This window comes from Butyrivibrio sp. AE2032 (genome assembly GCF_000702965.1).
Map to the genome: position 1 here is coordinate 1033890 of NZ_JNLF01000005.1, position 12510 is coordinate 1046399.

Here is a 12510-nt window from a genome sequence, read left to right on the forward strand (position 1 = left end):
ATCACATCTCCTTGATGTATTTTTCGGAACGGTCATTAAGGATCTTTATCACGTCATCAAGCGAACGGTCTCCCGCATAGTAAGGACCGATCTCTTCCGTGAGGAAAGCCGTAATTACAGGATCGTCATAATAATATCTGGAGAGCGCCGATAGACAATCGAAGAAGCTGTCCCCCAAGCCATCGCCGGCATATTTATAACCGTAGAGCGCCGCGTCATCTGCGATACCTGTCATGTAATCTGCCATTTCCAGAAGACCTGCCTGCGCGTCATTGTTTTTCTCCGTGATCATCGACATGTTCCTTGCCATTGTTTCTTTATTGGTGACAATACATTGGAATTCCTTTGAGGACCCGGAGTAACCAGCTCCCGCGAACAGGAAATTCAGGAATTTCTTTGCACCGTCCTTCACGTCAGATGCGGAAGTAACGGATATTGTTTCCAATGCTCTGAATCTCGGGCCTGATGCGTCAACGGAAGGAGTTCCGATTATGGTATAGTTCCCATCTTCATCCTTGCACGCACGGATAAAATCAATATAGCTTCCTATCTTGTCATATCTGCAGGAACCACGTACACGTGCTGTCTCTTCATCCCATTCAAAGTCAGCGGGTTTTGTGAATCCGTCTTGCGCAAAATGCTCATTTGAATATTCAACTGCAGCCCTGAATTGTTCCGTGCCGAAATCAACCCTGTCACCTTCCACGGCCGCTTTGACATCGATGCATGAGAGGATGAAGTCCTTCTTATAGAAGCATTCAGAGAACGGATAATCGTAAGGCGAGAAGCCGTCTAACTGTTCATTTACCATCCTGTCATAGTCTTCGAATGTTATTCCGTAAACGCCGTCACCTGTCAGGCTCTTATCTGTTACCAGCCCCTCGATCTCAATGGTTACCGGCAGAAAATACTGCTTTCCTCCGAATCTCGATGCCTCGATAATATTGGAAAACTGCCTGTCCAATACGTCCTGTTCCAGATATCCGTCCAGGTTCTCGAAAATATCATCCCTCATCGCATACTGTTTCTGGATCCCGATCGCGATATCAGGAGCTTCATCACCTTTCAGTTCCTGGATCATCGTATACATCTTCTCGTCATCTGCATTCAGGATCGACAGATCCCTGCCTGCGACGATACCGGTCTTATATTTGCTCCATACTCTGATGAGATATTCGTTATCGGTCCTGTTGAATTCATAGACCGCATTTGACAGATATTCAGACATGCCCTTGTCGACCGGTGTGGCAAGTTCTATCACTTTCTTGCCGGCATGAGGATTTGAGTCAGCTTTTGTAAGTATGGTGACAGTCTCTCTTGTTCCCGCAAAGAACATTGAATACGGTTCTTCAACGCTCGACTGGATCACCGCTTTGCTGCTGTCACAATAGACAAGATTGGATTCCTCCGTAAGGTCTGAAAAATACGGTGTATACCAGTTGTTGTCAATAACCGTTACTTCCTCCTGAGTCTGCATGTCAAATGTGGTTATGTTTCCCAGCATGTCGATCTTATAAAGCTCGCCTGTGGTAACCGCTCTGTATTCGGCAAGGTTTACCTCTCCATCGCCCTGAACATTGTATTTCTCATAGCCTGTGCGCTTGCCTGTCTCGGGATCAAACTCCAATACCACCGCTCCGTCGGTCATGGTATAGCCTATGGTCAATACGGTTTTGCTCCTTGAATCGTAGGAGAACTCCTCGAGCATATGTACTGCGGGAACACCTGTAAGATCCAGCTCGGTTATGTATTCGGCACCCCTAAACGAGTATATGTGAGCCTTCACCTCACCACCTAATGAACCCTCGTAGATAACAGGAAAATAATATTCTCCTGCAGAATAAACATCTGATACGCCATAAACATCCTTGCCTCCTGCAGACAGTTCCAACGGCTTGCCCGGCTCTTTTTCCATCAGTTTTGTGGAAGTTACTTTTCCGCTCTCAATGTCGATCTTGCAGATCGCATTCGCAAAATAACCCGGTGCAAATACTTCTGCGGCAGCTTCAAGTGTTTTACCGTCTGCGTCAGGCCTTACCGCAATGATGCTGCTCAAGACATAGTTGACGGGATCTTCAAGTCTGATCGAACTTAACTCATTGCCATGTTCATCGTATGTCGTGAGCATAGTCCTTCTGTAATCATCATAATCAGCAAGATTGGTGAGGCTGTATAAATGATAAACTTTGCCGTTACAGTAACTCACAATGCTGCTTTCCATCATCTCTGTTGGTTTCTGATCGGTATCGAGTTCAAATCTTATTGAATCAAACCATGGATCATCTTCCCTGACCACCTGCTCCTTACCCGTTTTCGTGCATGACACGAGCACGGTTGCAAACAGGCAGACTGCGAGCAGAGAAGAAACCGCTTTTTCCTTCCTCATGACAGATTCCTCCTAAATCGAATGAAATTCCTATTTCCCTGACCTTACTATAAAAGATTTTTGCTGATTGAAAACAGGAATCCTTAAAAAGTCACCAAACCTATGCCGAATTGATGCCCGCATGTCATGTTTCATGAACATTCAAAACCGGATCGCGCGAAAACGTCACGGAGATGCCTCTCAGCGTGACAGGGTGCTTCCGCGAAGTGCGTCGAAGCGTACGGATTTTCCTCAGAATCCGTACTGAAAAATGCACTTTACTTAAAAGTGCACTTTTTAGTACTGAATCTGGCTATAAAACCGTACGGAAATGAGCACTGCACGACACCGTCACAAAAACCGCTTCAGTGTGACGATCTCATGCACAATATACCTGCTATACCGGAAGGGAGTCTTGCCGTTCCCGAGTTTAAAGGATCTCCACCACTTCACCGATGTACATGTCGTGCTCGGCGTCGTTATCATAGAAGTGGGAATCCTTAACTCCCTGATCAATGATGTTCGCAGGATCAAGCCTCTGCTTAAACAGTTTTTTGCAGAGCAGTGTGACTTCCGCCTCTTCGAAAGTGACTGATTCACCTGCAACTACAGGTGTCAGGCCGGAAGCGTTGATCTTGTCGATGTCGCGGCCTGATTTCGAACCTAAGACCGCAAGCGTTTTCTTGTATTCCTCAGGGAAAAAGCTTACCGTGAAATACTCTTCCCTGTCAGCGAATTCATGCGTGTAACGGCTCGTGCGGACATACGACGTCACAACCGGTCTGCCCCACAAAGTGCCCATGCCGCCCCAGCTGATGGTCATGGTGTTAAAATCACCGGGCTTTCCTGCCGTAAGGAGTGCCCACTTCTTGTCGAACTGCGAGAAAATATCTGTTGAAAATTCCATAATAACCTCCTGTCTGTCACCTAACATATTAACATTTCCGTCCCGTCCCGGATAAGAAAAGATCAGGGGCTGCGGTACTCATCCGCAACCCCTTACTGACAGGCAAATCTTTAGTTTTTCCGTTCCGGTGAACTGTGAGACTCAGAAAATGGAACGCATATAAGGATCCACACCTGTATCCGATCCGCAGACGGGCCTTCCTGCTTTAACAGGGGCAGACCTCATATACGGATCCACATCCGGCATTGCCGCATTCAGCATACCGCTGCCCTGGTTTGAATAGATCTTGGGCGGTGTCTTGATCGATGAAGTATTAAAATATCCGCCGTTGACTGTACCGAGTTCATCAATACACAATTCTCTTGTATCCATCCGGGTTACCTCCGATCTTCAAAACTTACGGAAAGATCCGCATAAGGTATTACATTCGAACTATTGATCTTAATTCACAAACATAGCCGATAACCGCTATAAAGTCAGTATAAAATACAATAGTGCTAAAACAACCGCGGCAGAGCTAAAATTCACCCAAGGTTATTCAAAAATAAACAATAAATTCACGATTGGAATGAGATACCGGAATTAACAGTATTTTTCTATAACCCTGTCGCTCCAGACATGGGCTTCGATATACCTTTCGGGTCCTTTTGACCCGTCGTCGTTCCACTCCTGCGGCAGTCCGTACTTATCTATCACTTTCAGTATCTCATCGCAGGTGTAGAGTTTCTTCCTGTACTCTTTTCCGTCGTTGACCTTATCGCTGAAAGTCGGCATCGAATCACCGTACGTAAACGACACTGTCTTAAGGTCGAATTCCTCTATGGGGATCTTTATGAATGCCGGCTGCTCATACCAGGAATAGAGCCACGGACTGAACTCCACGACCATATAGTGCGGAGAGCTGATCTCCATCACTCCGCCCTTCTTTTCGAATTCCCTGCGCAGTATTGCCTCGCAGTTGCGGCGCTTTTCGACATAGGTGTCATTACGCTGTGCGCACATGGAATCAGGGCGTTCCTCCCTGATCCTTCCAATGACTGCCTTTGCTTCTTCTGCAGGAATCTTTGTCAGGCTCTTAAAAGGGCCTGTCCTTACGTCGTAGAAATGATAAAGATTCATACCGGATCAGTGGTTATCCCAGTGGTAGAGAACATCATTAAAATCAAGGTTTTTCAGATCATCATCGTCGATAAAGAAGTTGATGATGCCCTTATTGCCTATCATGATCTTAACTCCTTCTTCATTACCTGATTCGGAATCCAGCTGGAAGAGCAGTGTGTTATACAGATCCGGAACGCGCCATACAGGTCCGGTCTTTCTGGGATCTTCCTTTATAAAGAACGGGTGACCGAACATTTTGTGTTCGACATCGGGACGCTGATAGTACAGATAATCACCGTCAGCATCGCTCATTATCTGCCAGAAGTGTCTTCTTCTGACATAGCAGCCGTATTTATATCTCATTATCTCATCAACGATCTTCACATACCCGGCCTGACCGGCATGCAGTGAGTCTTTCTGAACGGTAAAGGTTATCGGATAAGACTCATAAGTGGGCAGGCTGACCTCATCATTGCCCGCGATCCCGTCTTTTGCTGAACGGAATTCCCTATTCCCGTCCGCAAATTCCTCATTTGAAGGAATGCCCAGATTCTTTACGTCTTCTTCCTTAATGTTTTCGTCTATGGTCTTGTGATATACGACCTTTGATCCTTCTTCGTCATCTAATCCGAGTTTGTCGCCGGTCGAGATGAAAAACTGAAGAAGACCGGTATCCGGCAGTTTATCGAATTTAAAATCGCTGAGGTTCACCTGTGCGAGAAGGACCAGTTTATCGCCGTTCGAATCCACGGGATATTCCTTGCCGGACGGCCAGTAGGGATATCCTCCGATCTTACTCGAAGTAAGGCTTGTCTTGCCCTTGTGAACAGAGAAGAATATGGCATCCTTTTCCGTCAGCTGCTTTATCATGTCACAGATGTAATCGAGTTTTTCCTTGCCTATCGTAGGTCCCTTCATGATGTCAGGACATTTTTCCCATGCTTCGTCAATATATGCGGAAAGGTTCTTATAATACTCATCATCGTAAGGGACAAACAGATAAGCCTCATCCTTGAATTCTTCACTGTTGTATTTCTCAGTTCCGAAATAAACCTCTGCATTTTTGTCTACGCATCCAGGATAAATGTTTTCGCCGCTGAACTGATAGAAGATACAGACGAACAGCTTGCAGTCATCCTTGAAGTATGAAGGTCTGATGGCGCCTTTCATGAAATTGCTCTTTGCCATTACTTCGCGGACATCGCCTTTACCCTTCAATGCGGGCTCCAGAAGCGGCTCGCCGTTAAGGAGTTTGTCAGAAAGGAAACCGCGGTTATAAGCCCATCTTAAAAACACGGCGGGATGGTTAAATCCTGAGAGAGGCGGACAACTCAGAGCCTTTTCCTTGATCTTTGATTCATGGTCGTATCCGTTATCGATCTCATAAGACATTTTTCTTTTCCTCCTGACATATCATTCCGCCCGGCAACAAAAAGCTTCTGCTGTTCAGGACGGTTTATTAAAGAATATATTATCATGAGGGAACTGTCTTCTGTTTTCTAATTTTGAGTAGTATAAATACTTAAACAAAATGATTCAGTACCAAAGGAGCAAACATGATCGTACATCCGATCGATCCGGTCTTCGACAATAGATCAAGAGTGCTTATCCTCGGAAGTTTTCCTTCGGTAAAGTCCAGAGAAGAGGGCTTTTTCTACGGTCATCCTCAGAACCGTTTCTGGAAGGTCACATCTATGGTCTTCGGCGAAGATGCGCCTCTTACAGTCCCGGAAAAGAAAGCATTCCTGCTCCGCAATCATGTCGCATTATGGGATGTCATCGCATCCTGTGAGATAGACGGTTCCTCCGATTCGAGCATACGCAACGTGACCGTCAATGATATTTCCCTCATACTCAAAACCGCTGAAATTAAATCAATATACCTTAACGGAAAGAAGGCATATCAGTACTATCAGAGATACCTGTTACCCGTGACAGGGCGCGAAGGGATATGCCTCCCGTCAACAAGTCCCGCCAATGCAGCATGGGGCACTGACAGGCTTGTGGAAGCATGGAAAACTATCCGTTCCTGATCCAGGATACTATTTCTCGATCTTTACGATCATCTGTTCGTCACTGTTGTAATAGATGAAAGTGATCCTGCTTGGCCTTATGCCGTAATCCTTCTCGAATTCATCCTTCATTCTGTCGAACTGGTCCTGAAGGCTGCTGCTCTGAAGAGCCTGTTTCAGTCTGGAAGCCTGACTGTTATCCAGATATGTGCTGAAGTAGTACTTGAAAGTAACGTGGTTTCCTTTGATCTCAACCTTAACATCCTTGTAAATACTACCGGACGCCAAAGAATCGCTGATCCTTTGGAGTTTAGCCGGAGATATCGCCTCCTCCAGACTGTTCGGACGGACGCATCCCGCGAACATAAATAAACACATGATGATGACTGCCACGTTTACTGCAGCTTTACGCATAATGATCTCCCCCTTATTCTTCCAGCTATTCCGAGCTTTTCCAATAAGAAAATTATATTCAAAAAAACGTGACATTTCAATCATCATGCAGTCTTTACGGCACAATCACCCCATATCATATTCTTTGGAATAATGTTCAGGATTCTATATTAAACAGGTAGGTTTTTGATTTATAATCAGACTAACTTTACTTTGGAGGTGATCTATATATGACTTTTGAACAACTGATGGATTATGCCATCGAACGCGACTGTTCCGACGTCCATATTACACAGGGTACGAACCTTGCCGTAAGAAGGTTCGGAATGCTCCACATCCTTGACGAACGTCCCACTGCCGAAGAAGCACAGGACATGATCTATACGATCCTTACGCCTGACGAGATAAAGCGCGTCGAAGCAGGTGAGGACGTAGACGTCGGACGCATGATCGACAACGGCATAAGAATCAGGGCAAACGTTTACCATCAGCGTAACAACCTCGCATGCAGCATCCGTCTGCTGATGGCCGAGATCCCCGAGTTCGAAGCATTGGGCCTCCCGGAAGTCATCAAGACGCTTGCAACCGCAAACAACGGAATCATCCTCGTTACAGGTCCTACGGGATCGGGCAAGACGACTACGCTTTCTGCCATCGTTGACTACATCAATAAGAATGAGGCTAAGCACGTTATCACGATAGAAGATCCTATCGAGTACATCTACCCTCACAACCGCGCCATGATCCACCAGCGTGAAGTCGGTCGTGACGTCAGCACTTTCGCATATGCACTCCATTCCGCACTCCGTGAAGACCCTGATATCATTCTCGTCGGCGAGATGAGAGATTTCGAGACGATCTCTGCCGCCATTACCGCTGCCGAGACAGGACACCTGGTCCTCTCTACACTCCACACACAGAGCGCCGCCCAGACTATCAACAGGATCATCGACGGTTCACCGATGGACATGCAGGCTACGATCCGCTCACAGTTTGCAGCAAGCATCAGAGGCGTTGTATCACAGCAGCTCCTTCCTTTGTCAGACGGCAACGGCCGTGTCCTCACGACAGAGGTCATGGTAGGCACGAGTGCCATCAAGAGTCTCATACTCGAAGATAAGATCCAGATGATCCCGGGCGCCATCCAGTCTGCCGCACAGGTCGGTATGCACACCTTAAATACCGATCTCCAGAGACTTGTTACCATGGGTCTCATCACCAGAAGGACCGCCATCGATGCAGCTTACGATCCGAACGAACTTGAGAAGATGATCGGTGTAACGAATTACTTCTGATCTGAATAAGCAAGGGACACATGCAAGGGCTGTCTCATACGGTTATCCGCCGGGAGACAGCCCTTAGTATTTCTTAAACCTGTCCGAAGCGGCAATCCCGGCAGTACTGCATGTATCAAGTTGAAGTCTTTAATTAAAAGTAATAAACTTAATAAGTTGCGGACACAATTCATCCGCAATATTTCAAAAGAATTCGGGGAGAACTCTTCAGGTGGATTTTTTTAAGGTTTTGTATATCGATCCCGGTACGGGCGGAATGCTCTTTACCATTTTGTTCGGTATCTTCGGCGTGCTGGTCTTCTCTGCCCGCGCACTTATGGTCAAGATGAAGTTTATCGCCAGCGGAGGAAAAGCCACCAAGGGTAATGAGAAAAAGATCCCGATCGCGATATTCACGGATCACAAGAGATATTGGAATACTTTCGGTCCCATACTTGACGAACTGGAAGCGCGCAAACAGAAAGCCGTCTACCTGACGTGCTCTGAAGACGATCCCGCTTTCGACAAAAAATACGAATACATCACCTGCGAATTCTTAGGCGAAGGAAACAAGGCTTTCTCCAAGCTCAATCTGCTGAATGCCTCTGTAGTGCTCTCGACCACACCGAGCCTTGACGTTTTCCAGTGGAAACGCTCAAAGGATGTCGACTGCTACATTCATATCCTTCATGCCGCAAACGGAATACTGATGTACCGCATGTTCGGTACTGATCACTACGATGCTTTCATCCTTTCAGGAGATTATCAGGAAAGAGAAGTAAGACAGATGGAGGAACTGCGCGAAATAGCTCCGCGTGAAGTCTGTCTCTGCGGAATCCCTTATATGGATGAGATGAAGAAGAGACTCGATGCTTCAGGCGAAGTCCCTCCGCACGAGAGAACCGTCCTGCTGGCTCCTTCCTGGGGGGAGAGCGGCATACTCTCCAAATTCGGCGAAAAACTCATCGACGCTCTCATATCCACGGGATACAAAGTAATAGTCAGACCTCACCCCCAGTCTTATACATCCGAGAAAGAAATGCTCGAAGCTCTCATGTCCAAGTACACTGATGAATCAAAGGTAATCTGGAATAGAGACAACGACAACTTCGAAGTCTTAAGACAGGCGGATATCCTGATCTCGGACTTTTCAGGCGTCATCTTCGATTTCTCTCTCGTATTCGACAAGCCGATCATCTACACGGATACCAAGTTCGACATTAGACCTTATGACGCATCCTGGATCGATGAAACGCCATGGACTTTCAAGATCCTTCCCGACCTGGGTCTCGAACTCAATGAGGACAATGTCGGCGACATCAAGACTCTTATCGACAAATGCATAGAGGATCCTTCATTCAAGAAGGGCCGTGACAAAGCTCGTGCCGAGACATGGGTGCACATGGGCGAGAGCACAAAGAGATCGGTAGACTTTGTAATGCAAAAATACGATGAAGTGCTGGCCGCAAAGGCAGAAGAAGCCAAAAAAGCAGAAGCTGAAAGATCATCCAAAAATAAAAACAAGCGTAAAAAGGTTGCAACAGCATCAAAGGGAGTATAACGGACAATGATTCTGTCGATGCTCTATACCTTCCTGATATCACCGCTCGAACTCCTGTTCGAAGTCATCTTTACCATTGCGAACAGACTTATCGGCAATGCCGGACTTTCCATCATTTTCTTAAGCCTCGCAGTAAATTTCCTCGTTCTTCCTCTGTATAAGAGAGCGGATGAGCTGCAGGCCGAAGAGCGCGACATCCAGGCAAAGATGGCTCCGCGAATCAAGCAGATAAAGAGCGTTTTCAAAGGTGACGAGCGTTTCCTCATGATGCAGGAATACTACCGCATCAATCACTACAAGCCCGTCTATGCATTAAAGAGTTCCGTATCACTCCTTCTCCAGATACCGTTCTTCATTGCAGCCTATAATCTCTTATCAGGCATGCAGAGCCTTCAGGGAATGCAGTTCGGATTTATCTCCGACCTGGGCAAGGAAGACGCATTGTTTATGATAGGCTCCTTCCCTGTTAATATCCTCCCCATTCTGATGACGCTCATCAACATAGTGTCGGGCATCATCTACACAAAGGGACATCCTCTTAAAGCGAAGATACAGGTATACGGACTTGCAGCTGTATTCCTAGTACTTCTCTACCGATCGCCTTCTGGTCTTGTATTCTACTGGCTCTTAAACAACGTATTCTCTCTCGTTAAGAACATCTTCTATAAGCTCAATAACCCGAGGAAGGTGCTGAACATCGTACTCGCCGCTGCAGGCGGAGTCATACTTGTTCTCTCGCTCATCAGGACTGACCTTGATGCAAGGCAGAAGATACTCCTTTCTGCAGGATGCGTATTGCTCGCTCTGCCTCTCATTTCGGGACTCATCAAGAAGAAGACAAAGCCTGTGACTAAGACAGAGCCCGCAAAAGCTGACAAAGTGTTATTCTTTGCAGGCACTTCCTTTATGGCGCTTATCACCGGACTTCTCATCCCGTCTGCCGTGGTTAATGCTTCGACAGCCGAATTCATCGATGTCATAGATCCGTTCAACCCAATGCTCTACATCGTTAATGCACTGTTGCTGTCCTTCGGCAGCTGGGTCCTCTGGGGAGGCGTTTTCTACTTCTTCATGAGCGATAAGGTCAAGTCATTATTCTGCAAAGGGATATGGGTGATATGCGGAGTATCGGTCCTGGATTACATGCTTTTCGGGACAAAGCTCGGCAACCTGTCATCAACTCTGCAGTATGACATAAAGCCCTCTTTCACGGCCGCCGAATACATTCTGAATTCGCTGGCAGCCGTTGCCTTAGCTGCAGTATTCCTTTTCATTTATTCCAGGTTCAGAAAGATCCTGAAGACCATTCTGATCATAGGAATCCTGAGCGTGGCAGGGTTGGGGCTTCTCAACACTGCTGAGATAATGGGCACATATACATGGTACGAAGGCCGGACGGGGCCTTCCTCAGGGATGCCTTCCATCCCCTTGAGCACAGAAGGAAAGAACGTCGTCGTACTCATGCTCGACCGAGCGATGGGAACGCATGTACCCTATATCTTCAATGAGAAACCCGAACTGCTCGAACAGTTCGACGGATTCACATACTATCCGAACACGATCTCCTACGGACCGCACACCAATTTCGGAACACCCGCTCTCTTCGGCGGTTATGAATATACTCCCGAGAAGATAAACGCCAGAGACGGTGAAAGCCTTGAGAGCAAACAGAACGAAGCATTAAAAGTCATGCCCTCCCTGTTTGGCGGCAACGACTACAGCGTAACCATATTCGACCCGACTTATGCAGGATATAAATGGATACCGGATCTGTCGATCTTTGATGACCATCCGGAATACAACTGCTATAACACGGCCGGAATGTTCAACTATTTCGAAGACGATGCGGATTCAGCAAACACTTCAGAACGGGTAAAGACTATGCGCAACCGCAATTTCTTCTGTTACTCCATGATGAAGATATCTCCTGTAATATTGCAGGAAACCCTATACGACGGCGGTCTGTACAATGAAGCCGCAGCATCAAATTCCGACGGAGCATTATCTGCTTTTTCCGTAGTCCAGCACATCGACGGCATATCCAAAGGGTACGGATATAACCATGATTTTCTCGGATCTTATCCGGTGCTCACAAAGCTCTCTGACCTGACAGAGATCAGCAGCGACGCAGGAAACACATTCCTGATGATGACCAACGATACCACCCACTCCTCATGTCTTTTACAGGAGCCCGATTATGTCCCCTCGCCCTTTGTGGACAACACGGCATACGATACTGATATGGTATCCCGTTATACGGTGGACGGCGTGACGATGCAGATGGCCGACAGCTATCAGGTCACCCAGTATCACGTCGACATGGCTGCCTTTATCGCACTCGGCAGATGGTTCGACTATCTGCGCGAAAACGGTGTATACGACAATACCAGGATAATCCTTGTAGCCGACCACGGCAGGGATCTCGGGCAGTTCAACATCTATTGCAACGGTCAGGATATGGAGATCTTCATGCCGCTCCTGATGGTAAAGGATTTTAACGCCACCGGATTCAAGGTATCTGATGAATTCATGACAAACGGTGATACACCTTCTCTTGCCACAGCTGGCCTGATCGAGGATCCTGTTAATCCGTTTACGAAAAATCCTATCAGCTCCGATGCCAAGAACGGTCCTCAGAACGTATTCTTCTCTGACGAAATCGATCTCGAGATAAATAACGGCAACACCTTCCTTCCCGGCAAATGGTATGTCCTTGACGGTGATCCCCACGACCCGTCGAACTGGAAAGAGAAGTGATATCCAATGAAAAAGTGCTTGAATTTGAATACATATAATAAAAGTAATAAAATATGGATTTGGAATGATGCGAAATGCTTTATGCTTTGAACGGCTGTTAAGGGAGAATTCTTCATATGCAATATATTTACGTTCTATAT

10 protein-coding genes are annotated in these 12510 nt (G+C 46.7%); 4 read left to right on the forward strand and 6 right to left on the reverse strand.

Annotation, left to right across the window (positions count from 1 at the left end; genetic code table 11):
• Position 1 precedes the first annotated feature (1 nt).
• The 5 genes from BO18_RS22430 to BO18_RS22450 form a co-directional block, all read right to left on the reverse strand.
• Positions 2-2386, reverse strand: coding sequence for a hypothetical protein (locus BO18_RS22430; RefSeq protein ID WP_034449801.1), 2385 nt, complete (start codon positions 2384-2386; stop codon positions 2-4).
• A 409-nt stretch (positions 2387-2795) separates the two neighbouring features.
• Positions 2796-3272, reverse strand: coding sequence for a flavin reductase (locus tag BO18_RS22435; protein WP_034449803.1), 477 nt, complete (start codon positions 3270-3272; stop codon positions 2796-2798).
• Between the two features lie 141 nt (positions 3273-3413).
• Positions 3414-3644 carry a hypothetical protein gene (locus tag BO18_RS22440; RefSeq protein ID WP_034449804.1) on the reverse strand — a complete coding sequence of 77 codons (231 nt, stop codon included), beginning with the start codon at positions 3642-3644 and terminating at the stop codon, positions 3414-3416.
• Positions 3645-3854: 210 nt separating this feature from the next.
• The gene (locus BO18_RS22445; protein ID WP_034449805.1) at positions 3855-4391 is read right to left on the reverse strand and encodes a hypothetical protein; all 537 of its coding nucleotides are present in this window, start codon (positions 4389-4391) and stop codon (positions 3855-3857) included.
• Positions 4392-4397: 6 nt separating this feature from the next.
• A complete protein-coding gene (locus BO18_RS22450; RefSeq protein ID WP_034449806.1) occupies positions 4398-5765 on the reverse strand; it encodes a YwqG family protein in 1368 nt (455 codons plus the stop codon).
• Between the two features lie 164 nt (positions 5766-5929).
• Here BO18_RS22450 and BO18_RS22455 point away from each other — a divergent pair, with 164 nt between their 5' ends.
• A complete protein-coding gene (locus BO18_RS22455; RefSeq protein ID WP_034449807.1) occupies positions 5930-6406 on the forward strand; it encodes a DNA-deoxyinosine glycosylase in 477 nt (158 codons plus the stop codon).
• A 9-nt stretch (positions 6407-6415) separates the two neighbouring features.
• Here BO18_RS22455 and BO18_RS22460 read toward each other — a convergent pair whose 3' ends face one another.
• Positions 6416-6799 carry a hypothetical protein gene (locus BO18_RS22460; protein WP_034449809.1) on the reverse strand — a complete coding sequence of 128 codons (384 nt, stop codon included), beginning with the start codon at positions 6797-6799 and terminating at the stop codon, positions 6416-6418.
• A gap of 209 nt (positions 6800-7008) precedes the next feature.
• Here BO18_RS22460 and BO18_RS22465 point away from each other — a divergent pair, with 209 nt between their 5' ends.
• From BO18_RS22465 to yidC, 3 genes are all read left to right on the forward strand, one after another.
• A complete protein-coding gene (locus BO18_RS22465) occupies positions 7009-8073 on the forward strand; it encodes a type IV pilus twitching motility protein PilT (protein ID WP_034449811.1) in 1065 nt (354 codons plus the stop codon).
• Positions 8074-8284: 211 nt separating this feature from the next.
• Positions 8285-9613 (forward strand): CDP-glycerol glycerophosphotransferase family protein, encoded by a 1329-nt coding sequence (locus tag BO18_RS22470; protein WP_051689061.1) that lies wholly within the window; start codon positions 8285-8287, stop codon positions 9611-9613.
• Positions 9614-9619: 6 nt separating this feature from the next.
• Positions 9620-12370, forward strand: a complete 2751-nt coding sequence (yidC, locus tag BO18_RS22475; protein ID WP_034449813.1) for a membrane protein insertase YidC — start codon at positions 9620-9622, stop codon at positions 12368-12370.
• Positions 12371-12510: the final 140 nt, after the last annotated feature.